The sequence below is a fragment of the Acidocella aminolytica 101 = DSM 11237 genome, assembly GCF_900129125.1.
Classification (GTDB): domain Bacteria; phylum Pseudomonadota; class Alphaproteobacteria; order Acetobacterales; family Acetobacteraceae; genus Acidocella; species Acidocella aminolytica.
In genome coordinates, this window is record NZ_FQVJ01000027.1 from 1 (window position 1) to 24,121 (window position 24,121).

Sequence of the window (24,121 nt, forward strand, 5' to 3'; positions counted from 1 at the left end):
GCCCGACCGAGCCGTCGATGATGGCGGATAGAAGTCTCTTCAAGCCCTTCTTGTTGTAGTTCATGCCGGACCCAAGATCCGCCACCACCTCGAAGGTCCAACCTTGCCGGGCGCAGTAGAGCTCGAGCACTTGCTTCTGGCGTTCCAGATCGTCTTTCTGGTCGTGGCTGGATACGCGGGCGTAGGCTATCGTCTTGCGGCGGGCGTCCTGCTCGGCCCGGAATAGGTCAGGGCGCAGCTTCGCAAGATCGTAGCGGCGATGGCCGCCCGGTGTGTGTTCCGCGACCAGCTTGCCTTCGGCTTCCCAGCGGCGCAGTGTCGTGATCGACACCCCGAGCACTTCCGCAGCCTCACCTATGCCTACAAATCTCTCCATTATGGAGAAATTCTCATAGATTTAGATAGATTGAAATCGAACTGTTCTAACCCCCCGCCCAGGCAGCACCAGAACAGCCATAAGCCATACAAGGCACTCAGCCCGATCGTGAACAGCTCACGAATTAACCAGAACAAGCAGATAGCAGGGAAGTTTTATCTACCTGCCCCGCCAGCGCGCCCAGGGACGGCAGCACCACCATCACCAACAGGTTCGTCAGCGGCAGCAGCAGCCATGACGGCCCTGCTCTTTCCACAAGACCATCGACCGAGGGTTGTGCAGCAAAATCAACATTTCCCGACCGCCCAACCTCAGCGCAAGCCAAACATTGCAACGCTATTTTGGCTGCAAAAAAGTCAATAAAAATTACTTTACCTTGTATTAGCCAAAGACGAATCGTTTCGAAAGCAGATAATTAAACACCAGCCCCGCCGCCGACCCGGCCGCGATGCCAATGACAGGATGCTTCACCACCAGCGGGGAAAACGCCACCAGCAAAAAGAACGTGCCGCGATTGAACACGAATCCGATGGCGTTGGCGGCAATAAATTTCGCCCATTGCACATGGGCCGCCGCATGTTCCACATGCCGGAAGGTCCAGAGCCGATTAATGATCCAGTTAATCGTCGCGGCGACGATAAAGCTGCACGTTCCCGCGATATAAAGGCTAACAAAGGGGCGCAACAGGTAAACCGTACCGGCATCCCACACAAAGCCCAGCGTGCCGACAATGCCGAACCGGATGAAGGATTCGGAAAAGCCCAGCCGCGCGATGAGCCCCACAAGCCTGTCCAGCAGGTCCAGCGGATTCATCGCGGTGCTTATTTCAGGTTCAGCCGGCAAACGGGTCCTGCATCAGGATGGTGTCATCGCGTTCCGGGCTGGTGGAGAGCAAAGTCACCGGCGCTTCCACCAACTCCTCAATGCGCTTCACATACTTAATGGCGGCGGCGGGCAGCTCCGCCCAGCTGCGCGCGCCCTGGGTGCTATCCGTCCAGCCTTCCATCACCTCATAAATCGGCTCCGCGGCGGCCTGCTTGGCCATGGCGGCGGGCAGATGCTTGTAAGGCTGGCCGTCAATCATATAGCCAGTGCAGATTTTCAGCTCCTCGAAGCCGTCCAGCACGTCCAGCTTAGTCAGCGCCAGCCCTTGCACGCCACCCACTTTCACCGCTTGGCGGACCATAGCGGCATCAAACCAGCCGCAGCGGCGCTTGCGCCCTGTCACGGTGCCGAATTCATGGCCTCGCTCGCCCAGGCGCTGGCCGGTCTCGTCTTGCAACTCGGTTGGGAACGGGCCGGAGCCAACCCTGGTGGTGTACGCTTTGGCTATGCCCAGCACGCGCCCCGCCGCATCCGGCCCCATGCCGCTGCCGGAAGCTGCTGTGCCCGCGACCGTGTTGGAGGAGGTGACAAACGGGTAGGTGCCGTGATCGACATCCAGCATCACCGCCTGCGCGCCCTCGAACAAAATCTTCTCCCCCTTAGCCTTGGCCTCAGCCAGACGCTCCCATACCGGCTCGGCATAAGGCAGCAGCTTCGGCGCCAGGGCCAGTAGGTCCGCCAGCAGGTCTTCTTTCTTGAAGATGGGCGCGCCCAGGCCCGCCAGCAGCGTGTTATGGTGAAGCAGCAGTTCGTCCAGCTTGGCTGAGAGCGTCTCCGGCTCAGCCAAATCGCAAATGCGGATGGCCCGGCGGGCCACCTTATCCTCATAAGCCGGGCCGATGCCGCGGCCGGTGGTGCCGATCTTGCGCTCGCCACGGGCGGCTTCGCGGGCGGCGTCCAGCGCGGCGTGCAGAGGCAGAATCAGCGGCGCGTTCTCGGCGATCCGTAGCGTTTCGGGCGTGACTTTGAGCCCCTGGGCGGAGACACGCTCAATCTCGGTGAGCAGCGCGGTCGGGTCCACCACCACGCCATTTCCGATAATGCCGAGCTTGCCGTTCACCACACCGGAGGGCAGCAGGGAGAGCTTGTAGGTCTGGTTACCCACCACCAGCGTATGGCCGGCATTATGCCCACCCTGGAAGCGCACTACGATATCGGCGCGGCTGGCCAGCCAGTCCACAACCTTGCCCTTACCCTCGTCGCCCCACTGGGCACCGATGATCGTCACGTTGGTCATTACAAAATCCTACTCAGGAAAGCGCGGTTATCACGCCTTCGAATAACAGATGGGAGCAGCCAAGACGGCGGGCTTCATCGCCCGGGGCAGCTTCCGGTGCAAGCCCTGGCACGGTAGCGTAGCCTCGTACGCGGGCATTTTGCGCGTCCGCCGGACTGGTGCCGTGCGGCAGATACAGGCGCGGACGCAACGCCAGGGGTGGCGCGAGGCGGATGATGCTGTCCGGGTATAGCGTGATCCCGGTGGCGGGCTCGGCATCGCCGCAGAGATAACGCCCGCCCCGCCCCAGCTCCATCTGCTGGCCGGTGGCGAAAATCGTCATGGAAACGCCGGTATGGTAGCGGTAGCCACGGAACTCTACCGGGTCCACGGTCAGTTGCAGGCCGGGCAGCACGGTCTGCACAGCGGAAACCACCTCGGCCAGACGCTTGGCCTGGGCGCGAGCTGCCGCCGGCAGGTCCGCCGACAGTAAGGCGGGCACGGCGCGAGAGGCGGAACCGCTGGAGCTCAGCAGGCTCAGCAGCAGCGTGGTCTGGGCGCCGCCCAGCTCGGCCACTGCGGCGGCGTCTTTCCTGTCCAGAGCGTGGGCTAGGGCCGGATGCAGATGGGCGGGCACTTCGTCCAGCAAACTCGGCACCAGGCGAGGGATGGTGAGATCGACGGAAAGATCCTTCAGCCCCACCGCTTCCAGCGCGGCGATGGCGGTGAGAATAATCTCGGCGTCAGCGGCGGCGGTGTCATGGCCGATCAGCTCGATCCCGGCCTGGGAGAGCTGGCGTTCGGGTTGCAGCTGGGTGCCGCGCACATGCAGAACCTGACCGCAATACGCCAGACGCAGCGGGCGCGGCACGGCGGCGAGGCGGCTGGTGGCCAGACGGCCGATCTGCGGTGTGGTGTCCGCGCGCAGGCCCATCATGCGCTGGCTTTCGGGGTCCATCAGGCGGAAGGTTTGCTCAGCCAAAGCGGCACCGGAGCCGGAGAACAGGGATTCCTCAAACTCCAGCAGGGGCGGGGTGACGCGCTGATAACCGTGGGCTGAGAAACAATCCATGATCGCTTCAGAGGAACGGGCCTGGCGTTCGGCCTCAGGCGGCAGCACATCGGCAAGCCCCGCTGGGAGGAGAGCGGGGTGTATGGTCGGCGTTTCGTTCATCTTCAACCCGGATGGTGGCGTAGCGCTATAACATCCCGAAGCGACAGGTCCAATGGACGGGGGCACAAGGCTGGGTTAAGCAAAACTTATCAACCTTAACATGTGTTTATCATTCCTCTTCACCAGAAGGCTGTTCATTCTGGGGTTCTTGCCCGTGCCGGTCAGCGTTTACTGGCGTTTGCCCTACTCTCGCGGGTAGTGTATCTGGGGCTGTTCGGGCTATTGCTGGACCTCGGGCCCGCTCTCACTGAAAACCGTTGCAGCTGGAAATGGTGCATAAAACCGCGCGGGTAGCCGTCCTGCCCTCGCCCAAGCCAGTGATTCCGGCGGGGTCGAACGGACCGTACTCGCATAGCTGCGCAGTGATGGGACCATTGCTGGGGCTGCCGTGCGAAAAAGCGGGAATCGCAGTTGGGATTGGGCTGGTTGAGATTTTCGTCCGTTACGCCCCGACGATTGACTGGCAATTTTAGCTGCAAGTGTCAGCTGGGCCGGATTGCCAGTATTTGCACCAGCCATGCTCGCTGATTACGCCTTCAATCATGGTGCAGCGGGTTGAGGCCCCTGGTACGAACATGCAACAGGCGGCACATTCGTCGCCATGATGGGGGTGGTCCTGATAGGCGGCGGCCTGTTTGGAGATTGTGGCCGCGGCCTCTGCCGGCTGGCTCTTGATAAAGCTAAGTCCCAGCGTTGTCGCAGCGGCAAAGGCGCCACGGCGAATCAAGAGACGGCGTGTTGGCATGTCCGATAAACTCTCCGTGATGATGAAACGCTAATGACTTAAATCTGACGCCGCGCAAAGGCTGACGCGGTTGAGTGTGGCGGTCCGGCTTTAACGGGCTTTAAACAATCTTACCCTCAAACGGGGGCAAGTAATCAGCCGCGTCGAACTCCAGAACCCAGAGGTCGGGGTCAAAGCGGGTCTGTCTAGCGATGTAATCGTCCGCCGCCTGTTCGGGCACGGGATCGCGGCCGGTTGAGCGCATCCAGGCGAGGTCGCCTTCAATGTCCCGAAACTGGCTGAGCACCACGCACCCACTGCGGCCATAAAGTTTCACCAGCACGCCGCCCGCATCCGGGTCGCCTTTACGGACCACCACGCCGGGCTTGTTATCCTTCATCCCCAGCCTCAATGCGGCCGAGACCCAAATTCCAGCCTTGATCCTGGCTTCTCCCATGGTAATGCGTATCCTTTCATGGCCCTGCACCGGCCTGTTCCGCTGGGTTCGCAGGTCTTGATGTTAATCTCAAGAGTTTGGAGTTGCTCGCATGTTCCGCCCACTCCGTGTTGCCTTGGCCGCCACCGTCGCACTGACCGTGTTTTCCTCCGCCGCCCGTGCGGCCGACAAGATCAGCTTTGGGCTGGATTGGGTGGCAGAGCCAGAATATGGCGGCTATTATGAGGCGTTAGCCGAAGGGCTGTATAAAAAGGCCGGGCTAGAAGTGACAATCTATCAGGGCGGACCGCAAGTGAATACCGCGCAACTGCTGATCGCGGGCAAGCTGGATTTCGACATTACCTCCAACGCGTTCCTGGCGCTCAACTTCGCGCAGGAACATATTCCCTATGAGGTGGTGGCGGCCGGGTTCCAGAAAGACCCGGACTGCCTAATCGCGCATCATGGCCAGGGGAATGACAGTTTCACGGACCTCAAAGGCAAGCCGATCGCGGTTTCGACCGATACGCGGGCAAGCTGGTGGCTATTTTTGAAAGCGAGATATGGCTACTCGGACTCGCAGTTGCGGCCTTATGGATTCTCGCTGACGCCGTTTTTGACCAATAAGAAGGATATTCAGGAGGGGTATGTGACCTCCGAGCCGTATCTGGTGCACAAGGCCACCGGGAAATGGCCCGTGGTGCTGGCGCTGCCGGAAGCGGGGTTCGATGGCTATGCCAGCCTGATTGCGACCTCGGACAAGATGGCGAAGGCGCATCCGCAGATCGTGCAACGCTTCATCGATGCCTCGGCGCAGGGGTGGTATGATTTTCTCTATAAAAACCCCGGCCCCGCCTTTGCCGCCATCAAGAAAGCCAACCCAGATATGACCGACGGGCTTATGAAGTTTGGCTACGAACAGCTGAAGAAACGCGGGATCGTGGATTCCGGGGATGCCAAGACGCTGGGGATCTACGCGATGACCGATGCGCGCTGGGCGAGCTTCTTTCACCAGATGGTTAAGGCGGGGATGTATAGCCCCTCTTTGGATTACAAGGCGGCTTATACGTTGCAATTTGTCGATCACGGCCACCCGAAACAGAATTGATGTTCACGCTACGCCATGTCGCCAAACATTTTGGCGACGGCATGAAGGCCCTGGAGGATATCACAGCGGAAATTCCGCCCGGCAGTTTTGTGGCGCTGCTGGGGCCTTCGGGCTGCGGCAAATCCACGCTGCTGCGGCTGCTCTCTGGGCTGGAGATGCCGAGCAGCGGGGAAATCAGCTGGGGACATACAGGAAAGCCCGCGCCAGGTGAGATTGGCTATGTTTTCCAGGATCCCACGCTGCTGCCCTGGGCGAATGCCGCAGAGAATGTGTATCTGCCGCTGCGGCTGCGCAGGGAAAGCTGGAGCAGCGCTATGCCGCGTGTGCACACCGCCTTGGCGCAGGTGGGGCTGGAGGGATTTGAGCAGAGCAAGCCGAAGGGGCTCTCTGGCGGAATGCGGATGCGCGTGTCCATTGCGCGGGCGCTGGTCTCGGAACCGGCACTGCTGCTAATGGACGAGCCCTTTGCGGCGCTGGATGAGTTCACCCGCCATAAATTGCAGGATGATCTGCTCGCGCTGTGGCGGCGCACGGGCAAAACCGTAGTGTTCGTGACGCATTCAATCTACGAGGCGGCGTATCTGGCCAACCGGATTTTAATCATGACCCCACGCCCCGGGCGAATTGCAGCGACACTAACGCCCAACCTGCCGGTAGGGGTGGAGCGGCGGAACAGCCCTGCCTATCACGCGCTGGTTTCAGAGATCACCGCCAGCTTCCAGCGGATTATGCCAGCATGAGTAAGAGCGTGGAACGGGTGGCGCCTTTTCTGTTCGGGCTGACTGCGCTGGCGCTTTGGCAGGGGGCCGTGTGGATGACGCATACGCCAAGCTACGTGGTGCCGGGGCCGCTGAAGATTCTGCGAGCATTTTATGACTCGCGCACAGCATTGGGAGCGGGGCTGCTTTCAACCTTGGCGGTCACGGGCGCCGCTTTGCTGGCCTCCACCATATTGGGGGTGTTTCTGGCGGTGGCTATGGCGGCCAGCTCCTTCTTCCGCGCAGCGATTCAGCCCTGGGCGGTGATTTTGCAGGTTACGCCGGTTGTGGCCATCGCCCCGCTGATTATTATTTGGGTGGGACAGCCTTTTCTCGCGCTGGTTGTGTGCGCAGTAGTGGTGTCGTTCTTCGCCATACTGTCCAACACCGCCGCCGGGCTAGCCGCGACGCCGCCGGAGTTGCTGGATTTATTCCTGCTGAACGGGGCAACGCGGTGGCAGATTCTGTTTCAGCTCTCTCTGCCTTATGCACTGCCGTTTTTTCTGACCGGGCTGCGGCTGGCGGGTACGCTAGCGCTGGTGGGGGCCGTGGTGGCGGAGTTTGTGGCTGGGTCTGGCGGGTTTGCCTCGGGGCTGGCCTGGCAGATTATTGAGGCAAGCTACCGGCTACAAATTCCGCGCATGTTCGCGGCACTGCTGCTACTAGGGGCTGCAGGTATTGTGATTTACGCAGTGCTGGGCGTGCTGGAACGAGTGGTACTGACCCGGCGAGACGGCGCTTGAAAGCTGGTTGAAATTTACGGGCGGCAGATTAGGCTCCGCCAGGATTGGAGAGACGCATGGGTACGACGACAGAGAAAAAACTCAGCAAGGGCCAGCTCGCTTACGAGCAGGAGCGCGCCAGAAAGGCGGGCAAAAGCCTGGATGAATGGATGAAGCACAAGGCCAGGATGGCGGCCGAAGAGGCCGAGAAAGCCACCTCCAAGCTAGAGAAGAAGAAAGGGTTTTTCTCCCGCTTGCTTGATAAGGCGCATAAGCCGATCTGACACGCTTCTAAGCTCAGCCGCCTTTCCCTTCAGGAAGGCGGCCTTTTTATGTGCGGAACGCAGGCAAGAAAAAAGGCAGGCCCTATAGCCTGCCTTTTTTTCGCTCCCAGGAAGGAGAGGACTATTCCTCGCCCTCAGCCTCCTCGGTAACTTCCGGCTTCGGGCCAGAGTCCTGACCCTTGGCGGACACGTCACGGTCAACCAGTTCGATCACCGCCATGTCGGCCGCATCGCCATAGCGCATGCCGGCTTTCAGCACGCGGGTATAGCCGCCGGAACGGGTCTTGTAGCGGGTCGCCAGAGCGTCGAAAAGCTTGGCTACAATAGTCTCGTCACGCAGCTGGTCATAAGCCTGACGGCGTGCATGCAGGCCGCCGCGCTTGCCCAGGGTGATGAGCTTCTCGGCCACCGGACGCAGCTCCTTGGCTTTCGGCAGGGTGGTGGTGATCTGCTCGTGCTTGATCAGCGCGACAGCCATGTTGCGGAACATGGCCTGGCGGTGGGAGGAGGTAACGCCGAGTTTCCGGCCGGCAATTCCGTGACGCATGATGAGGTGTTCCTGGTTAGACGATTAGAAAGGTTGATCAGAGCGCTTGGCCAGCTCTTCGATGTTCTCAGGCGGCCAATCGGGCACGGTCATGCCCAGGGACAGCCCCATCGCGGTCAACACTTCCTTGATTTCGTTCAAGGATTTGCGCCCGAAATTCGGGGTGCGCAGCATCTCCTGCTCGGATTTCTGCACCAGATCGCCAATATACACGATATTGTCGTTCTTGAGGCAGTTGGCGGAACGGACGGAAAGTTCCAGCTCGTCCACCTTGCGCAGAAGGTTGGGGTTGAAGGGCAGTTCGATGCGCGGCTCCTCGGGGCGCGCGCGCTGCGGCTCCTCGAAGTTGACGAACATGGAAAGCTGGTCCTGCAGGATACGGGCGGCCAGGGCCACTGCATCCTCCGGCGTTACCGCGCCGTTGGTCTCGACTTCAAGGATTAGCTTGTCATAGTCAGTCACCTGACCCACGCGGGTCTTCTCCACCTTATAGGCGACGCGCTTCACAGGAGAATAAATGGCATCGACCGGAATGAGGCCGATCGGCGCGTCTTCCGGGCGGTTATTGGCGGCAGGCTCGTAGCCACGACCGACATTCACGGTCAGCTCCATGCCAAGCTGGGCGCCGTCATCCAGCGTGCACAGCACTAGGTCGGGGTTCATGATCTCGATATCATGACCCGTCTGGATCTGCCCGGCCTTGACTTCACCAGGACCGGTGGCGGTCAGCACCATGCGCTTCGGCCCCTCGCCATGCATCTTCACGGCGAGTTGCTTCACGTTCAGGACGATGTCTGTGACATCTTCACGAACGCCAGGCAGCGTGGAGAATTCATGCAGCACACCGTCGATCCGCACAGCGGTGACGGCGGCGCCTTGCAGCGAGGAGAGCAGGATTCGCCGCAGCGAATTACCGAGCGTCATGCCAAAGCCGCGCTCCAGCGGCTCGGCGACAATGGTCGCCACGCGCGTCGCATCGGACCCGAACTCGACATCGAGCTGGTCTGGCTTGATCAGCGTCTGCCAGTTGCGCTGCAGAGACAAATTCGACTCTTTCAACATCTACCCCTCCGGCCGGACAGCGGTGAGGAGAACACCGCCGCTTTGGCCTTACAGAAAATACGATTCCGGCGAATTAGACGCGGCGGCGCTTGCGCGGCCGGCAGCCATTATGCGGAATCGGAGTCAGGTCGCGGATCGCGGAGATTTGGAAGCCAACAGCCTGCAGGGCACGCAGGGCACTCTCACGTCCCGACCCCGGACCACTCACCTCGATCTCCAGCGTCTCCATACCGTGCTCGCGAGCCTTGCGGCCAGCATCCTCGGCGGCGACCTGCGCTGCGTACGGGGTGGATTTACGGCTGCCCTTGAAGCCCTGGGATCCAGCCGACGACCAGGAAATGGTATTTCCCTGCGCGTCGGTGATGTTCACCATGGTGTTGTTGAAGCTGGCGAGTACGTGCGCAACACCGGAAATGATGTTCTTGCGCTCTTTCTTGCGGGGACGGGTGGAGGCGGATTTCGCCATATCTGTCTGATCCTATGTCTACGGAGGTGTTTAGCGCGTGACTTTCTTCTTGCCGGCGATCGCCACGGCCTTGCCCTTACGGGTGCGCGCGTTTGTGTGGGTGCGCTGGCCGCGGACCGGAAGGCCCTTACGGTGACGCAGGCCACGGTAGCAGCCCAGGTCCATGAGACGCTTAATGTTCATGGCAGTTTCACGGCGCAGATCGCCCTCGACGCGGTAGTCACGGTCGATGGTTTCGCGCAGGCGCATGATCTCGTCATCGGAGAGCTGGTTGACGCGGCGCTCATCGGGGATACCGAGAGAGGTGCAGATTTCCTGCGCCTTGGCCGGGCCAATGCCATAGATGTAACGAAGGCTGATCACGACACGCTTGTTCGTGGGAATATTTACGCCGGCAATACGCGCCACCTGGTCTCTCCTGAACTCAAGGACCTCCATTGAGGTCATAACAAGTAGCGGCGCCCCACCCGGGAGCGCCGCGAAAGCGGGTTATAGCGCCCGCCAATTTAGAGTCAACGACCTGCGATCAAATTTTCGTGATCGAGCCGTTGAAACCGCGCACGGGTGGAAATTATTCGCGCGGAGGCTAGAAAAAATCAGGTGGCTTTGACACCCGCCTCACGCAGAACAGCCTCAATCTGCGCTTCAACCTCGGCCATTTCGGCCATGCCATCCACGGTGTGGAGTCGCCCTGTCGCCTTATAATAAGGAAGAATCGGGGCGGTCTGGGCGTTATAGGCATCCAGACGTGCTTTCACGGTTTCAGCGTTATCGTCCGGACGGCGAATGAACTCGTTCCCGCCGCAGGAGTCGCATACGCCCACTACCTTCGGCTGCTTGAACGTGTCGTGGTAGCCTTCGCCGCACTTGGCACAGGTGAACCGGCCGGAGATGCGGTCCACGAGAATCGCCTCGTCGACTTTCAGCTCGATCACGGCGTCCAATTCAATGCTACGTTCGCCAAGCATCTTGTCCAGTGCCTCGGCCTGCGGAACCGTGCGGGGGAAACCATCCAGAATGAAGCCTTTGGCACAGTCCGCTTTACTGATTCGCTCGCCGATCATGCGGACCAGAATATCATCAGAGACCAACTTCCCAGCATCCATGATGCTCTTGGCCTCAAGCCCGATCGGGGTGCCGGCTTTTACCTCGGCGCGGAGCATATCGCCGGTGGAAATCTGCGCCACGCCGTAGCGCGTTTCCAGAAGCTTGGACTGCGTGCCCTTCCCCGCGCCCGGAGGCCCCAGCAAAATCAACTCCACGGCTTTCTTCCTCCTTATTTACGGCCTTTGCCGCGCCCCTTACGGAGCAGCCCTTGATATTGATGCGCCAGCAGATGCGACTGAATCTGCGTCATCGTATCCATCGTAACAGAGACAATGATCAGAAGGGAGGTGCCACCGAAATAAAACGGCAACGCGTAATGGCTCATCGCGAAATCCGGCAACAGGCACACGATCACGAGATAGGCAGCGCCGATGGCGGTGAGGCGTGTGAGCACCGTGTCGAAATATTTAGCCGTGTTGGTGCCGGGGCGAATGCCCGGAATAAAGGCGCCGTTTTTCTTCAGCTGCTCCGCCGTTTCATCAGGGTTAAAGGCAATGGCCGCCCAGACGAAGGAAAAAGCGATGATCAGACCTGCAAAAAGCAGAAGGTAAAGCGGCTGCCCACGGGAAAGCAGATGCGCGATGGTCTCGATCCAGCCCGGCGCACCGGTGGAGAAGCCGACCAGCGTGGCAGGAATCACAAGCAGGGAGGAGGCGAAGATAGGCGGCATGACGCCTGAGGCATTCACTTTCAGCGGCATATAATTGGCTTCACCGCCAAACACTTTCTGGCCCATCTGGCGCTTCGGGTGCTGTACCAAAATGCGACGTTGTGCGCGTTCCATGAACACCACAAAGGCAAAGATCGCTAGCGCCACTACGAAGATGACGATAATGAAGAAAGTAGACAACGCGCCTGTGGAGCCCAGCTCCAAAATATTGGCAACAGCCATCGGCATGTTGGCGACAATGCCCGCGAAAATGATCAGGCTGGAGCCGTTGCCAATGCCGCGGGAGGTGATCTGCTCACCCAGCCACATCACGAATACGGTGCCGCCGACCAGCGTAACCACTGCCGTGAACACAAAAAACGGGCCGGGATCGATCACGGCCGGGCCAAGCGCGCTATGCACACGCTCCAGACTGACCGCGATGCCGTATGCCTGCGCCGTGGCAATGAGCACGGTCAGATAGCGGGTATATTGGTTGATGCGCTGACGGCCCGAGTCGCCCTCCTTTTTCAGCGCCTCAAGCGCCGGGATGGTAGAGCTCATCAGCTGAATGATAATGGAGGCGCTGATATAAGGCAGAATGTTCAGAGCGAAGATTGTCATACGCCCCAACGCGCCGCCGGTGAACATGTTGAACATGCCCAGCAGGCCATTACCATTCTGGGTCATCAGCTGGGCCATAACCGTGCCGTCCACGCCCGGCAGCGGGATGTAGGTTCCCAGCCGGAAGATGATCAAAGCCCCCAGCGTGAACCAGATGCGTTTCTTAAGGTCGGTGGCCTTGCCGAACGCGCTCAGGTTCATATTCGCGGCCATCTGTTCTGCGGCGGATGCCATATCCTATCCCTTACTCAACAAAAAACGGCGCTTGCCGGGTGCGTTGCACATCAGCAAGCGCCGTTTAATCAGCGCCAATTTGCCGGTTTTACCAGCAGAGGCAAGTCCATTAAGCGGAAGCTTCTTCCACCTTGCCGCCCAGCGTCGTCACCTTGCCGCCAGCCTGCTCAACCGCGGCCACTGCCGCAGCGGACGCACCGGAGACCTCAAGAGTCACGGCCTGGGAGATGGCACCGCGCGCCAGCAAGCGCACGCCATCTGCCTTGTTCAGGCGCACCACACCGGCTTCGGCGAGCTTGGCCTCGGTGATTGCCTCAGCGGCGTTCAGCTTTCCTGCTTCAATCGCGGCGCTCAGCGCGTCCAGATTGAGAGGCGCGAAAACCTTGCGGTTGATGTTGTTAAAGCCGCGCTTTGGCAGACGGCGATAGATCGGGAGCTGACCACCCTCGAAGCCGTTGAGGGAGACACCCTCACGTGCCTTCTGACCTTTCACACCCTTGCCGGAGGTCTTGCCCTTGCCGGAACCGATACCACGGCCCAGACGCTTGGACTTGAGACGGGCGCCGGGATTGTCCCGGATTTCGTTCAGTTTCATCGTTGCAATTCCTTCCGGCTCAGCCCAGCTCTTCGACCTTGAGCAGATGCTTCACCTTGTTCACCATACCCAGAACTTCCGGGGTGGCGTCGCGCTCAACAATCTTGCCAATCTTGTTTAGACCAAGACCGACCAGGGTGGCCTGCTGGCCGGGCTTACGCCCGAAACCAGAACCGACCTGGGTGATGCGGATCTTTTTCTCAGACATCGGCGGCCTCCGTCTGCTTCTCGACAGTGCCGAACAGCTCAGCCACCTTCTTGCCGCGGCGGTTGGCCACTTGGCGGGGGCTGGTGGCTCCCTGAAGCGCGGCGAATGTCGCCTTCACCATGTTGTGCGGATTACGGCTGCCAAGAGACTTAGCAACCACATCCGCGATGCCCAGCGTCTCAAAGACAGCGCGCAGCGGACCGCCCGCGATGATACCCGTACCAGCCGGCGCGGAACGGAGAACCACTTCACCGGCACCGAACACGCCGTGCGCGTCGTGGTGGAGTGTCCGGCCTTCCTTCATCGGAACGCGGATCATGGTCTTCTTGGCGCGCTCGGTCGCCTTGCGGATCGCCTCGGGTACCTCACGGGCCTTGCCCGCGCCGTAGCCCACACGGCCCTTCTGATCGCCAACCACAACCAACGCAGCAAACGCGAAACGGCGTCCGCCCTTCACCACCTTGGCAACACGGTTGATCGTGACTAGCTTGTCAACGAACTCATCGCCGGCCTCGCGGTCGCGCTCGCGCTCCCGGTTGCGTCCGCCCTCACGTGCTTCACGTGCCATGTGCAAACCCTCTTAGAAGTCGAGGCCGCCCTCGCGGGCCGCCTCTGCCAGGGCTTTCACCCGGCCATGATAGAGATAGGACCCGCGATCGAAAACGACCTGGGTGACACCGGCTTCCTTGGAGCGTTCGGCAATCAGCTTGCCGACAGCAGCGGCGGCGTCCTTGTCCGCACCGGTCTTGAGCGCGGTCTTCAGCGTCTTGTCCAGGCTCGAAGCGGCAGCCAGGGTACGGCCCTGCGCGTCGTCGATGATCTGGGCATAGATATGCTTGCCGGAGCGGAAGACGGACAGGCGCGGACGCCCACCGGACTTCTGCCGAAGCTGATAGCGAAGGCGCGCGCGGCGGCGGACCTGCAGTTCCAGATTGCTCGACATTACTTCTTCTTACCCTCTTTGCGGCGGATGGCCTCGCCCTCGAACTTGACACCCTTGCCTTTATACGGCTCAGGCGGACGCCAGGCGCGCAGCTCGGCGCAGACCTGACCAACCTGGCGCTTGTCCACACCCTCCACCTTGATCGAGGTAGGCTTTTCGCAAGTCACCTTGATCCCTTCGGGGATCGGGTAGGTCACGTCGTGGGAGAAACCCAGATTCACCACCAAGTTCTTGCCCTGCACGGCCGCGCGGTAACCGGTGCCGGTAATTTCCAGGGTCTTGGAGTAACCCTGGGAAACGCCTTTCACCATGTTCGCGATATTGGCGCGGGTGGTGCCCCACATCATGCGGGACTGGGTTTCCTTGCTCTTCGGTTCGACAGAGACCTGATTACCTTCCACCTTCACCTCCACGAGGTCGGTGAGGGCAAGCGTCTGTTCGCCCAGCTTGCCCTTGGCGGTGACAACATTGCCAGCAACGGCAACGGTGACGCCAGCGGGGATCTCTACGGGATATTTACCAACACGAGACATCTTGGCGCTCCCCTTAGAACACGCGGCAGAGCACTTCGCCGCCAACATTGGCAGCGCGCGCTTCCACATCGCTCATCACGCCACGCGGCGTGGACAGGATGGACACTCCGAGGCCATTATAGACGCGCGGCAGTTCCTTGATCTTGGAATACACGCGGCGGCCCGGACGGGACACGCGCGAAATTTCCTTAATCACAGGCTGACCATCGTTATATTTCAGCTCAATGCGCAGCTGGGCGACGCCCGGGCGCAGCTCCTCGCGGGAGAAACCGCGAATGAAGCCTTCGCGCTTCAGAACTTCCAGCACGTTGGCGCGCAGGTTTGAGGCCGGCGCAACGCAGGAGGTCATCCGCGCATGCTGTGCATTACGGATGCGGGTGAGCATATCACCCAAAGGATCGGACATAGACATTCTGGTGTGCCCTTCCCTTACCAGCTGGCCTTGGTGACACCGGGGATCTGCCCGGTACTCGCCAGGTCACGGAACGCGACACGGCAGAGCTTGAATTTACGATAATTACCACGGGCGCGCCCGGTCAGCTCGCAGCGCAGGCGGACCCGCACCTTGGCACCATTGCGCGGCAGCTGCGCGAGCTTCAGGCTCGCCTCAAAACGGTCTTCCACGGGCAACGAACGATCCATGATCGTCGCCTTCAGCGCGGCGCGCTTACCCGCATCACGGCCCGCCATGCGCTCGCGCTTGGCATTCCTGTTGACCTGCGATGTCTTAGCCATTCTCTAAAACCCCTCCGGAACCTGCTGGAACACCCAGCCGTTTTCCAAAAACTTTGCCAAACCCGCCGTTACTTCTGGAACGGCAGGTTGAAACCCTTGAGCAGCGCCTTCGCTTCCGCGTCGGTCTTCGCACTGGTCACGAAACAGATGTCCATGCCACGGATTTCGTCCACCTTATCGTAGACAATCTCCGGGAACACAATCTGCTCCTTGAGGCCCATCGTGAAGTTGCCACGGCCATCAAAGCCTTTATTGCCCGGCAGACCGCGGAAATCGCGGACGCGCGGGAGCGCAATGGTGACCAAACGGTCAAGGAACTCATACATGCGGTCGGCGCGCAGGGTTACCTTGGCGCCAATCGGCAGGCCGGCACGGATCTTAAAGCCCGCAATAGCCTTCTTAGCCACCGTCTTCACCGGCTTCTGGCCAGCGATCAGGGTCAGTTCGGCAACGGCCGCATCCAGCTTCTTCTGGTCACCAGCTGCTTCACCAACACCCATATTGATGACGATCTTCTCAAGCGCCGGAATCTGCATTTCGTTCGCGTAGCTGAACTCTTTCTTAAGCTCAGCGCGAACCACCTCGCGGTAATACTGCTTCAGGCGCGGCAGGGTCTTTTCTTCGCTCATTGCGGCCTCCTTCAGCCGTCAATCGCGCTGCCGCTCTTGCGAGCGACACGCACTTTGCGGCCATCGTCCAGCACCCGGAAGCCAACCTTGGTTGGCTTATCCGTGGCGGGGTCGATCAGCGCCAGGTTCGAAACATGCACAGAGGCTTCACGGGCTATGATACCGCCCTGCTCACCCATGCGGTTCGGCTTGGTGTGGTGCTTGGCCACAGCCACGCCCTGCACCACCGCCCGATCTTCGGACGGTAGTACGCGCAGGACTTCGCCACGGGTGCCCTTGGAAGCGCCGGAAATCACCAGCACCTTGTCACCCTTTTTGATACGCGCGGCCATATTACAGCACCTCCGGCGCCAGGCTGATGATCTTCATAAACTTCTTGGCGCGCAGCTCACGAACCACAGGCCCGAAGATACGTGTGCCGATCGGTTCCTGCTGCTTGTTGATCAGCACCGCCGCGTTGCGGTCGAAGCGGATCACGCTCCCATCGGGACGACGCACCGGATAAGCGGTGCGAACCACCACGGCCTGGTGCACGTCGCCCTTCTTGACCTTACCACGGGGGATCGCATCCTTAACAGACACCACGATCACATCGCCGACGGACGCCGTCTTGCGCTTGGAGCCACCGAGCACCTTGATGCACTGCACCCGCTTAGCACCTGAGTTGTCGGCGACATCGAGATTGGATTCAACGATAATCATGTCTCAAACCCTCTCAGCCGGCCGGCGTTTCGGCGGCTAACGCAGCGCCGTTGCGCTCCGTCACCACCCAGGTCTTGCGCTTGCTGATCGGCGCGCACTCTTCAATGCGCACCACGTCACCTTCCACGCAGACATTGTTCTCGTCATGCGCCGCGTACTTCTTGGAGCGACGGATGAACTTCTTATACAGCGGATGCATGATGCGGCGTTCGACAAGCACGGTAATCGTCTTGTCCATCTTGTCGCTCACGACCCGCCCGGTCAGAACACGTTTCGGCATGGTACCCTCTTAACCCTTCTCGGCGGTGCGGGCGCGTTCCGCGAGAATCGTCTTCACGCGCGCAATGTCGCGGCGCACGGCGCGCACGCGGCTGGTGTTTTCCTGCTGCCCGGTGGCGCGCTGGAAGCGCAGATTGAACTGCTCCTTGCGCAGATCCACCAACAGCGCCTTCAACTCGTCCGGGGTCTTGGCCCGGATGTCAGATGCAGTGGTCATAACTCTTACGCCTCGCCGATACGGGTGACGAACTTGGTGCGGATCGGCAGCTTCGCGGCACCCAGGGAAAGCGCTTCACGAGCGAGCTGCTCGGGAACACCGTCGATCTCAAACACGATACGGCCTGGTTGCACGCGCGCGACCCAGTATTCCGGGCTACCCTTACCGGAGCCCATACGCACTTCAGCCGGCTTCGTGGAGACCGGCAGATCCGGGAAGATACGAATCCACACGCGGCCCGCGCGCTTCATGCAACGCGTGATGGCGCGACGGGCGGCCTCAATCTGCCGGGCAGTGATCCGCTCCGGCTCCAGCGCCTTCAGACCGAACGCGCCGAAATTCAGCTGCGTATTGCCCTTGGCGTTGCCGTGGATGCGGCCCTTGTGCGCCTTGCGGAACTTGGTACGCTTAGGAGACATCATGGCTTCAAATTCCTCTTAGCGCTGCGGAGCCTGTTCGGCCGCGCGCTTATCCTGCGCGAGCGGGTCCTGAACCAGGATTTCGCCCTTGAAGATCCACACTTTCACGCCGCAGGTGCCGTAAGTGGTCATAGCGGTGGCGGTACCGTAGTCGATGTCGGCGCGCAGCGTGTGCAGCGGCACGCGACCTTCACGGTACCACTCGACGCGGGCGATCTCAGCGCCGCCCAGGCGGCCGGAGCAGGTGATCTTAATGCCCTGGGCGCCGAGACGCATCGCGGACTGCACGGCGCGCTTCATGGCGCGGCGAAAGGCCACGCGGCGCTCAAGCTGCTGGGCGATGTTCTCGGCCACCAGCGTCGCGTCGATTTCCGGCTTGCGGATTTCCATGATGTTCAAGGCGACATCAGCCTTAGCCATGCCTGACAGTTCCTTGCGGAGGCTGTCGATATCCTGACCTTTCTTACCGATCACAACACCGGGACGGGCAGCATAGATCGTCACGCGGGGCTTCTTGGCCGGGCGCTCGATCACCACTCGGGACACGCCGGCCTGCTGCAGCTTACCGCGCAAATGGCTACGCAGCTTCAGGTCGTCATGCAGCAGCTTGGCGTAGTCCTTGCCAGCGTACCAGCGGCTGTCCCAGGTGCGGGTAATGCCGAGGCGCAGGCCAATCGGATTAATCTTGTGACCCATATTACGCGGCCTCCCCAGCTTTCTCGGACTTCGTGCCGAAGCCCGGACGCGCGTCGCGGCTGGGCTTGGCGGCCGGCTCGCGCTCCTCAACAACGATCTTCAGATGGCTGAACCACTTCTCAACCATGGCGGAACGACCACGGCCGCGCGCATGAAAGCGGCGCATGACAATGCCCCGCCCCACCTCGGCGGTGGAAACGAACAGCTTGTCCACATCGAGCTGATGGTTGTTCTCGGCATTGGCGACCGCGCTCTCCAGTAGCTTCTTCACCGCTTTGGCGATGCGACGCTTGGAGAACGTCAGGTCAGCCAGGGCACGCTGGACCGGCATGTTGCGGATGGAAGCCGCGACCAGGTTGAGCTTGCGCGGACTAACGCGAATATTGCGGGCGATCGCCTCGGCCTGATTGTCAGCCAGCGAACGGATAGCTTTGGGTTTGCTCATGATCAGCCCCGCTTCGCTTTCTTGTCCGCCGCGTGACCAGGGAAGGTCCGAGTCGGGGAGAACTCGCCAAACTTGTGGCCGACCATGTTCTCAGAGACCTGTACGGGCAAGAACTTCCGCCCGTTATAGACACCGAACGTCAGGCCGACAAATTGCGGCAGAATGGTGGAACGGCGCGACCAGATCTTGATGATCTCGTTGCGGCCAGAGGCGCGGGACGCCTCGGCCTTGCCAAGGAGGTATCCGTCTACAAACGGACCTTTCCAAACAGAACGTGACATCTTTTAGCCCTTCCCGCCCTTCGCCCGGCGGATGATGAGATTGTCGGTGCGCTTGTTGGAGCGCGTCTTGTAGCCCTTGGTCGGCTTGCCCCACGGGGTAACCGGATGACGGCCACCAGAGGTACGGCCTTCACCACCACCATGCGGGTGATCGACTGGGTTCATCACCACACCGCGATTATGCGGACGGCGGCCTAACCAACGAGAACGGCCAGCTTTGCCGCTCTGCTGGTTCTGGTGGTCGGCGTTGGAAACGGCGCCAACAGTGGCCATGCACTCAGCGCGGACAACACGAAGCTCGCCGGAGCCCAGCTTGATCTGCGCGTACCCCTGGTCCTTGCCGACCAACTGCGCAAAGGTACCAGCGGAACGCACCAGCTTACCGCCTGCGCCAACCTTCAGTTCAATATTGTGCACGATGGTGCCAACCGGCATCGCGGAAAGCGGCATCGCATTGCCAGGCTTGATGTCAGCGCGGGCGCCAGCCACCACAGTGTCTCCAGCCTTGAGGCGCTGCGGTGCCAGGATATAGGCCAGCTCGCCATCTTCGTACTTGATCAGTGCGATGAAGGAGGTGCGGTTCGGGTCATATTCCAGCCGCTCCACAGTGGCGGGCACATCAAACTTGCGGCGCTTAAAGTCCACAACACGATAAGCCTGCTTGTGTCCGCCGCCACGGAAGCGGGTGGTGATACGACCATGGTTGTTACGACCGCCTGTGGAGTGCTGACCCTCGGTCAACCCCTTCACAGGCTTGCCCTTCCACAGCTCGCTGCGATCGATCAGCACCGTGCCGCGAAGGCTCGCCGTGACCGGATTAAAGTGCTTCAATGCCATTTTTCAAAAACCTCAGGCGAGACCAGTGGTGAAATCGATGCTCTCACCCTCGGCAAGAGTCACGAACGCCTTCTTCACGTCAGAGCGCTGACCCGGACGGCCCTTGAACCGCTTGGTCTTGCCCTTTGTGACGAGGGTGTTGACGTTGGTCACCTTCACCTTGAACAGCGCCTCGACAGCCGCCCTGATCTCAGGCTTGGTTGCATCAGCCGCCACCTTGAACACGAACTGGTTCTTTTCGGAAAGCAGCGTGGCCTTCTCGGTGATATGCGGCGCACGCACGACTTCGTACATGCGCTCGTCGGAAATTTTTACGGTGCCGGTCATGCCAGGCGCTCCTTCAGACCCTCAACGGCGGCCTTGGTGACCACCAGAACGTCGTGCTGCATAATGTCATAGACATTCGCACCCACGACCGGCAGCACATCCAGCCCCTTCACGTTGCGGGAGGCGCGGCCGAACTTCTCTTCAACAGCAGCATCCACGATCAGCGCGGAAGCCCAGCCGAAATTCTTCACCTTGGCGGCGACATCCTTGGTCTTGTCTAGAGCAGTAACACCATCCAGCACGACCAGCTTGCCTTCGGCAGCCTTGGCAGAGAGAGCAGAGATAAGGCCCAGACGACGGACCTTCTTGTTCAGCGAATAGCCATGGTCACGCACAACCGGGCCATGCACAGCGCCACCGGTACGGAACTGCGGCGCGCGCAGAGAGCCCTGACGGGCATTACCCGTACCCTTCTGCTTGTAAGGCTTCTTGGTGGTACCAGACACTTCGCCCATACCCTTCACCTTGTGGGTACCCGCACGGCGCTTGGCCAGCTGCCAGTGAATCACGCGGGCAATGATGTCCACGCGCGGCTCCGCCGCGAAGAGCTCGTCCGGCAACTCGGCGCTACCAACGGACTTCGCATCAAAATCAACAACATCCAGCTTCATCGGCTCAGCCCTTCAGACCGGCGGGATAGGCGACGTCAGCAGGGCGCGCCTTCTTCACCGCATCGCGCACCAGCACGTAGCCGCCCTTAGAACCGGGCACAGCACCATGCAGCATCACGAGGTTACGCTCAACGTCGACGCTCTCAACCTTCAGGTTCAGGGTCGTCACGCGCTCCTGGCCGAGGTGACCAGCCATCTTCTTATTCTTGAAGGTCTTACCGGGATCCTGACGGTTACCAGTAGAGCCGTGGGAACGATGGCTGATCGAGACGCCGTGGGTTGCTTCAAGGCCACGGAAGTTCCAGCGCTTCATCGGGCCGGCAAAACCTTTACCCTTAGTGATACCGGCAACGTCGACGAACTGGCCAACAGTGAAGTGAGCAGCGGAAAGCACAGCGCCGGGCTCCAGCGCAGCATCATCAGCCACACGGAACTCAACCAGCTTCTGCGCGGGCTCAACCTTCGCCTTGGCGAAGTGCCCCTTCTGCGCCTTGCTCACATTCTTGACTTTGGACTTGCCAATGCCGAGCTGAACCGCGCTGTAGCCATCGTTCTCAACGTTACGCGCCGCCACAACCCGCACCTCATCGAGATGCAGAACCGTGACCGGCACATGCGTGCCGTCTTCCTTGAACAGCCGGGTCATCCCCAGCTTTTTTGCGATCACACCGGTACGCATAATACCACCTAAGCTTAGATCTTAATTTCGACTTCGACGCCGGCGGCCAGGTCGAGCTTCATAAGCGCGTCCACGGTCTGCGGGGTCGGGTCAACGATATCCAGCAAGCGCCGGTGCGTCCGAATCTCGAACTGCTCACGGCTCTTCTTGTCGATGTGGGGGGAGCGGTTCACCGTGAACCGCTCGATATGGGTCGGCAAAGGAATCGGCCCCCGCACCTGCGCGCCCGTGCGCTTCGCCGTGTTCACGATGTCCTTGGTGCTGTTATCCAGCACGCGATGGTCATACGCCTTCAGGCGAATACGGATGTTTTGGTTGTCCATCTTAACTCGAACTCTTCAGAAACAGGGGGCCGATTTGATTACTTGCTGATCTGGGCGACGACGCCCGAACCAACGGTGCGGCCACCCTCACGGATAGCGAAACGCAGACCTTCGTCCATGGCGATCGGAGCGATCAGCTCAACCGCGATGGTCACATTGTCGCCCGGCATCACCATCTCGGTGCCTTCCGGCAGCGTCACCACACCAGTCACGTCCGTGGTACGGAAGTAGAACTGCGGGCGATAGTTGGTGAAGAACGGGGTGTGACGGCCACCTTCTTCCTTGGTCAGAATATAAGCCTGACCAGAGAACTGGGTGTGCGGGGTAATGGAACCGGGAGCTGCCAGAACCTGGCCGCGCTCGATGTCCTCACGCTTGGTGCCACGCAGCAGCGCGCCAATGTTGTCGCCGGCCTCACCCTGATCGAGCAGCTTGCGGAACATTTCAACGCCGGTGACGGTGGTCTTGGTGGTCGGACGCAGGCCGACGATCTCGACTTCCTCACCCACCTTGATCACGCCACGCTCCACACGGCCGGTAGCGACAGTGCCGCGGCCAGAGATAGAGAACACGTCTTCGACGGGCATCAGGAAGGGCTTGTCAACAGCGCGCTCCGGCTGCGGAATATAAGCGTCAACCGCTTCCATCAGCTTCAGCACAGCCTCACGGCCAATTTCCGGCTGCTTGTCTTCGAGAGCGCAGACAGCTGACCCCTTGATGATGGGGATATCGTCGCCGGGGAAGCCGTAGTTGGAGAGCAGCTCGCGCACCTCCATCTCGACCAGCTCGACCAGATCCGGGTCAGCCAGATCCATCTTATTCAGGAACACGACCAGAGCCGGCACACCGACCTGACGGGCCAGCAGGATGTGCTCACGGGTCTGGGGCATCGGGCCGTCGGCGGCGGACACAACCAGGATCGCACCGTCCATCTGGGCGGCGCCGGTGATCATGTTCTTCACATAGTCGGCGTGGCCGGGGCAGTCCACGTGGGCATAGTGACGGTTAGCGGTTTCATACTCCACGTGCGCGGTGGAGATGGTGATGCCGCGGGCGCGCTCTTCCGGCGCCTTGTCGATCTGGTCGTACGCGGTGAAGGTTGCGCCACCAGCCTCCGCCAACACCTTGGTGATGGCAGCGGTGAGGGAGGTCTTGCCATGGTCAACGTGGCCGATGGTGCCAATGTTAACGTGCGGCTTGTTGCGCTCAAATTTAGCTTTGGCCATTAAACTGCTCCGTGTGCAGGCTAAAAACTTGGAATGGTCAGAGATTTACCAGCGGTAGTGGCTGAAAGCCTTATTGGCTTCGGCCATACGATGGGTGTCCTCACGCTTCTTAACCGCAGCGCCGCGATTATTCACCGCATCCTGCAGTTCGTTCGACAACCGCTCTTCCATCGTGTGCTCGCCGCGCTTGCGGGCGGAGTCGATGATCCAACGGATCGCCAGCGCCTGGCGGCGCTCGGCGCGAACCTCGACGGGAACCTGATAGGTCGCACCGCCAACGCGGCGGGAGCGAACCTCGATCGCCGGCTTCACATTGTCCAGCGCCTCGTGGAAAAGGCGCACAGGATCAGCGTTCGGCCCGCCGCGCTTCTTCAGCACGTCGAGGGCGCCATAGACGATGCTCTCAGCGACAGATTTCTTGCCATCATACATCAGCACGTTCATGAAACGGCTGATCACGATATCACCGAACTTCGCGTCCGGCAGAACTTCGCGCTTAACGGCGCGGCGGCGGCGGCTCATCTCAACCTCTCCTTACTTCGGACGCTTCGCGCCATAGAGCGAGCGGCGCTTGCGGCGCTTCGGCAGGCCCTGCGTATCCAGAACACCACGCAGGATGTGGTAACGCACCCCCGGAAGATCCTTCACGCGCCCGCCGCGGATCAGCACCACAGAGTGCTCCTGCAGGTTATGACCTTCACCAGGAATATAGCTCACCACCTCGAAACCATTGGTCAGGCGCACCTTGGCAACCTTACGAAGAGCGGAGTTAGGCTTCTTCGGAGTTGTCGTATACACGCGCGTGCAAACGCCACGCTTCTGGGGGCAGCCCTCCAGGGCCGGCACCTTGTTGCGCTTGGACGCCGGCTCGCGGCCCTTGGCGATCAACTGGTTAATGGTCGGCATATCTCATCCTGCTACGTGTTCAAATCCCGGATTCCTTTGCTGGGGAACGGGCCTATCCATAAAAAATCACCGCAAGGAGGTATGGAACCCATCCTTACGGGACTGCTTATCTAGCACGCGGCCTAGGCACGATTAAATCGCACGGCGCCGCACGCGCC

At 60.5% G+C, this 24,121-nt stretch carries 42 protein-coding genes; 5 read left to right on the forward strand and 37 right to left on the reverse strand.

All coding sequences use genetic code 11. The features are described from left to right. From BUB54_RS13530 to BUB54_RS13550, 5 genes are all read right to left on the reverse strand, one after another. The coding region (locus tag BUB54_RS13530; protein WP_139284911.1) for an IS607 family transposase at window positions 1-376 on the reverse strand (376 nt) is incomplete at its 3' end. A 124-nt stretch (window positions 377-500) separates the two neighbouring features. Beyond that, the gene (locus BUB54_RS21830) at window positions 501-632 is read right to left on the reverse strand and encodes a hypothetical protein (protein WP_280521942.1); all 132 of its coding nucleotides are present in this window, start codon (window positions 630-632) and stop codon (window positions 501-503) included. A 125-nt stretch (window positions 633-757) separates the two neighbouring features. Then, entirely contained in the window at window positions 758-1,189 is a 432-nt protein-coding gene (locus tag BUB54_RS13540) for a GtrA family protein (protein ID WP_073211808.1), read from the reverse strand. 19 nt (window positions 1,190-1,208) lie between these two features. Beyond that, the gene (locus tag BUB54_RS13545) at window positions 1,209-2,498 is read right to left on the reverse strand and encodes an adenylosuccinate synthase (RefSeq protein WP_048878599.1); all 1,290 of its coding nucleotides are present in this window, start codon (window positions 2,496-2,498) and stop codon (window positions 1,209-1,211) included. Window positions 2,499-2,511: 13 nt separating this feature from the next. Continuing rightward, window positions 2,512-3,651: an ATP phosphoribosyltransferase regulatory subunit gene (locus BUB54_RS13550; protein WP_048878600.1), complete on the reverse strand. Its 1,140-nt coding sequence runs from the start codon at window positions 3,649-3,651 to the stop codon at window positions 2,512-2,514. A 257-nt stretch (window positions 3,652-3,908) separates the two neighbouring features. Here BUB54_RS13550 and BUB54_RS13555 point away from each other — a divergent pair, with 257 nt between their 5' ends. Continuing rightward, window positions 3,909-4,124 carry a hypothetical protein gene (locus tag BUB54_RS13555; protein WP_048878601.1) on the forward strand — a complete coding sequence of 72 codons (216 nt, stop codon included), beginning with the start codon at window positions 3,909-3,911 and terminating at the stop codon, window positions 4,122-4,124. Here BUB54_RS13555 and BUB54_RS13560 read toward each other — a convergent pair. Both BUB54_RS13560 and BUB54_RS13565 read right to left on the reverse strand, forming a co-directional pair. After that, entirely contained in the window at window positions 4,121-4,396 is a 276-nt protein-coding gene (locus BUB54_RS13560) for a high-potential iron-sulfur protein (protein WP_048878602.1), read from the reverse strand. The two genes, BUB54_RS13555 and BUB54_RS13560, sit on opposite strands and share 4 nt — an antisense overlap. Before the next feature lie 100 nt (window positions 4,397-4,496). Further along, window positions 4,497-4,832, reverse strand: a complete 336-nt coding sequence (locus BUB54_RS13565) for a DUF1491 family protein (protein ID WP_048878603.1) — start codon at window positions 4,830-4,832, stop codon at window positions 4,497-4,499. 91 nt (window positions 4,833-4,923) lie between these two features. Between BUB54_RS13565 and BUB54_RS13570 the strand changes: the two genes are divergently transcribed. The 4 genes from BUB54_RS13570 to BUB54_RS13585 are packed head-to-tail and all read left to right on the forward strand — an operon-like array spanning window position 4,924 to window position 7,683. After that, window positions 4,924-5,919: an ABC transporter substrate-binding protein gene (locus BUB54_RS13570; protein ID WP_048878604.1), complete on the forward strand. Its 996-nt coding sequence runs from the start codon at window positions 4,924-4,926 to the stop codon at window positions 5,917-5,919. Next, window positions 5,919-6,659, forward strand: coding sequence for an ABC transporter ATP-binding protein (locus BUB54_RS13575; RefSeq protein WP_048878605.1), 741 nt, complete (start codon window positions 5,919-5,921; stop codon window positions 6,657-6,659). The genes BUB54_RS13570 and BUB54_RS13575 overlap by 1 nt, the downstream gene beginning before the upstream one ends. Beyond that, on the forward strand, window positions 6,656-7,420 hold the full coding sequence (locus BUB54_RS13580) for an ABC transporter permease (protein ID WP_048878606.1): 765 nt from the start codon (window positions 6,656-6,658) through the stop codon (window positions 7,418-7,420). The genes BUB54_RS13575 and BUB54_RS13580 overlap by 4 nt, the downstream gene beginning before the upstream one ends. Before the next feature lie 56 nt (window positions 7,421-7,476). Further along, on the forward strand, window positions 7,477-7,683 hold the full coding sequence (locus BUB54_RS13585; protein ID WP_048878607.1) for a hypothetical protein: 207 nt from the start codon (window positions 7,477-7,479) through the stop codon (window positions 7,681-7,683). A 121-nt stretch (window positions 7,684-7,804) separates the two neighbouring features. Here the strand turns inward: BUB54_RS13585 and rplQ are convergent, their stop codons facing one another. The 30 genes from rplQ to rpsL form a co-directional block, all read right to left on the reverse strand. Continuing rightward, entirely contained in the window at window positions 7,805-8,230 is a 426-nt protein-coding gene (rplQ, locus tag BUB54_RS13590) for a 50S ribosomal protein L17 (RefSeq protein WP_048878608.1), read from the reverse strand. Window positions 8,231-8,254: 24 nt separating this feature from the next. Beyond that, window positions 8,255-9,274: a DNA-directed RNA polymerase subunit alpha gene (locus BUB54_RS13595; protein ID WP_048878659.1), complete on the reverse strand. Its 1,020-nt coding sequence runs from the start codon at window positions 9,272-9,274 to the stop codon at window positions 8,255-8,257. A 91-nt stretch (window positions 9,275-9,365) separates the two neighbouring features. Next, window positions 9,366-9,758 carry a 30S ribosomal protein S11 gene (gene rpsK / locus BUB54_RS13600; RefSeq protein WP_048878609.1) on the reverse strand — a complete coding sequence of 131 codons (393 nt, stop codon included), beginning with the start codon at window positions 9,756-9,758 and terminating at the stop codon, window positions 9,366-9,368. Between the two features lie 30 nt (window positions 9,759-9,788). After that, window positions 9,789-10,166, reverse strand: a complete 378-nt coding sequence (gene rpsM, locus BUB54_RS13605) for a 30S ribosomal protein S13 (protein WP_048878610.1) — start codon at window positions 10,164-10,166, stop codon at window positions 9,789-9,791. Between the two features lie 188 nt (window positions 10,167-10,354). Beyond that, entirely contained in the window at window positions 10,355-11,020 is a 666-nt protein-coding gene (locus BUB54_RS13610) for an adenylate kinase (protein WP_048878611.1), read from the reverse strand. A gap of 14 nt (window positions 11,021-11,034) precedes the next feature. Further along, a complete protein-coding gene (secY, locus tag BUB54_RS13615) occupies window positions 11,035-12,372 on the reverse strand; it encodes a preprotein translocase subunit SecY (protein ID WP_048878612.1) in 1,338 nt (445 codons plus the stop codon). A 109-nt stretch (window positions 12,373-12,481) separates the two neighbouring features. Further along, window positions 12,482-12,967 carry a 50S ribosomal protein L15 gene (gene rplO / locus BUB54_RS13620; RefSeq protein ID WP_048878613.1) on the reverse strand — a complete coding sequence of 162 codons (486 nt, stop codon included), beginning with the start codon at window positions 12,965-12,967 and terminating at the stop codon, window positions 12,482-12,484. Window positions 12,968-12,986: 19 nt separating this feature from the next. Next, window positions 12,987-13,175, reverse strand: a complete 189-nt coding sequence (gene rpmD / locus BUB54_RS13625; RefSeq protein ID WP_048878614.1) for a 50S ribosomal protein L30 — start codon at window positions 13,173-13,175, stop codon at window positions 12,987-12,989. After that, entirely contained in the window at window positions 13,168-13,743 is a 576-nt protein-coding gene (rpsE, locus tag BUB54_RS13630; RefSeq protein WP_048878615.1) for a 30S ribosomal protein S5, read from the reverse strand. The genes rpmD and rpsE overlap by 8 nt, the downstream gene beginning before the upstream one ends. Before the next feature lie 12 nt (window positions 13,744-13,755). After that, a complete protein-coding gene (gene rplR, locus BUB54_RS13635) occupies window positions 13,756-14,118 on the reverse strand; it encodes a 50S ribosomal protein L18 (protein ID WP_048878616.1) in 363 nt (120 codons plus the stop codon). Continuing rightward, entirely contained in the window at window positions 14,118-14,651 is a 534-nt protein-coding gene (gene rplF / locus BUB54_RS13640) for a 50S ribosomal protein L6 (protein ID WP_048878617.1), read from the reverse strand. Before rplF ends, rplR begins: the two co-directional genes overlap by 1 nt. A gap of 13 nt (window positions 14,652-14,664) precedes the next feature. After that, entirely contained in the window at window positions 14,665-15,063 is a 399-nt protein-coding gene (gene rpsH, locus BUB54_RS13645) for a 30S ribosomal protein S8 (protein WP_048878618.1), read from the reverse strand. Window positions 15,064-15,080: 17 nt separating this feature from the next. Beyond that, window positions 15,081-15,386 carry a 30S ribosomal protein S14 gene (gene rpsN, locus BUB54_RS13650; RefSeq protein ID WP_048878619.1) on the reverse strand — a complete coding sequence of 102 codons (306 nt, stop codon included), beginning with the start codon at window positions 15,384-15,386 and terminating at the stop codon, window positions 15,081-15,083. Between the two features lie 68 nt (window positions 15,387-15,454). Further along, window positions 15,455-16,015, reverse strand: a complete 561-nt coding sequence (gene rplE, locus BUB54_RS13655; RefSeq protein ID WP_048878620.1) for a 50S ribosomal protein L5 — start codon at window positions 16,013-16,015, stop codon at window positions 15,455-15,457. A gap of 11 nt (window positions 16,016-16,026) precedes the next feature. Beyond that, window positions 16,027-16,347 (reverse strand): 50S ribosomal protein L24, encoded by a 321-nt coding sequence (gene rplX / locus BUB54_RS13660; protein WP_048878621.1) that lies wholly within the window; start codon window positions 16,345-16,347, stop codon window positions 16,027-16,029. Between the two features lies 1 nt (window position 16,348). Beyond that, complete coding sequence (rplN, locus tag BUB54_RS13665) at window positions 16,349-16,717, reverse strand: 50S ribosomal protein L14 (protein ID WP_048878622.1); 369 nt, start codon at window positions 16,715-16,717, stop codon at window positions 16,349-16,351. A gap of 13 nt (window positions 16,718-16,730) precedes the next feature. Beyond that, window positions 16,731-16,997, reverse strand: a complete 267-nt coding sequence (gene rpsQ, locus BUB54_RS13670; protein WP_048878623.1) for a 30S ribosomal protein S17 — start codon at window positions 16,995-16,997, stop codon at window positions 16,731-16,733. 9 nt (window positions 16,998-17,006) lie between these two features. Then, a complete protein-coding gene (gene rpmC / locus BUB54_RS13675; RefSeq protein WP_048878624.1) occupies window positions 17,007-17,213 on the reverse strand; it encodes a 50S ribosomal protein L29 in 207 nt (68 codons plus the stop codon). A 5-nt stretch (window positions 17,214-17,218) separates the two neighbouring features. Next, entirely contained in the window at window positions 17,219-17,635 is a 417-nt protein-coding gene (gene rplP, locus BUB54_RS13680) for a 50S ribosomal protein L16 (protein ID WP_048878625.1), read from the reverse strand. A gap of 15 nt (window positions 17,636-17,650) precedes the next feature. Further along, window positions 17,651-18,328, reverse strand: a complete 678-nt coding sequence (gene rpsC, locus BUB54_RS13685) for a 30S ribosomal protein S3 (RefSeq protein ID WP_048878626.1) — start codon at window positions 18,326-18,328, stop codon at window positions 17,651-17,653. 1 nt (window position 18,329) lies between these two features. Further along, window positions 18,330-18,773 (reverse strand): 50S ribosomal protein L22, encoded by a 444-nt coding sequence (rplV, locus tag BUB54_RS13690; protein ID WP_048878627.1) that lies wholly within the window; start codon window positions 18,771-18,773, stop codon window positions 18,330-18,332. Window positions 18,774-18,775: 2 nt separating this feature from the next. Continuing rightward, entirely contained in the window at window positions 18,776-19,054 is a 279-nt protein-coding gene (gene rpsS, locus BUB54_RS13695) for a 30S ribosomal protein S19 (RefSeq protein WP_048878628.1), read from the reverse strand. Window positions 19,055-19,057: 3 nt separating this feature from the next. Beyond that, complete coding sequence (gene rplB, locus BUB54_RS13700) at window positions 19,058-19,891, reverse strand: 50S ribosomal protein L2 (protein ID WP_048878629.1); 834 nt, start codon at window positions 19,889-19,891, stop codon at window positions 19,058-19,060. A gap of 12 nt (window positions 19,892-19,903) precedes the next feature. After that, the gene (locus tag BUB54_RS13705) at window positions 19,904-20,200 is read right to left on the reverse strand and encodes a 50S ribosomal protein L23 (protein WP_175556516.1); all 297 of its coding nucleotides are present in this window, start codon (window positions 20,198-20,200) and stop codon (window positions 19,904-19,906) included. A gap of 14 nt (window positions 20,201-20,214) precedes the next feature. Next, the gene (gene rplD / locus BUB54_RS13710; RefSeq protein WP_048878631.1) at window positions 20,215-20,829 is read right to left on the reverse strand and encodes a 50S ribosomal protein L4; all 615 of its coding nucleotides are present in this window, start codon (window positions 20,827-20,829) and stop codon (window positions 20,215-20,217) included. 4 nt (window positions 20,830-20,833) lie between these two features. Continuing rightward, a complete protein-coding gene (rplC, locus tag BUB54_RS13715) occupies window positions 20,834-21,508 on the reverse strand; it encodes a 50S ribosomal protein L3 (protein WP_048878632.1) in 675 nt (224 codons plus the stop codon). Between the two features lie 14 nt (window positions 21,509-21,522). Beyond that, window positions 21,523-21,831, reverse strand: a complete 309-nt coding sequence (gene rpsJ, locus BUB54_RS13720) for a 30S ribosomal protein S10 (RefSeq protein WP_048878633.1) — start codon at window positions 21,829-21,831, stop codon at window positions 21,523-21,525. Window positions 21,832-21,869: 38 nt separating this feature from the next. Continuing rightward, window positions 21,870-23,057 carry an elongation factor Tu gene (gene tuf / locus BUB54_RS13725; protein WP_048878634.1) on the reverse strand — a complete coding sequence of 396 codons (1,188 nt, stop codon included), beginning with the start codon at window positions 23,055-23,057 and terminating at the stop codon, window positions 21,870-21,872. 45 nt (window positions 23,058-23,102) lie between these two features. Beyond that, the gene (rpsG, locus tag BUB54_RS13730; RefSeq protein WP_048878635.1) at window positions 23,103-23,579 is read right to left on the reverse strand and encodes a 30S ribosomal protein S7; all 477 of its coding nucleotides are present in this window, start codon (window positions 23,577-23,579) and stop codon (window positions 23,103-23,105) included. Between the two features lie 12 nt (window positions 23,580-23,591). After that, on the reverse strand, window positions 23,592-23,963 hold the full coding sequence (rpsL, locus tag BUB54_RS13735; RefSeq protein ID WP_048878636.1) for a 30S ribosomal protein S12: 372 nt from the start codon (window positions 23,961-23,963) through the stop codon (window positions 23,592-23,594). Window positions 23,964-24,121: the final 158 nt, after the last annotated feature.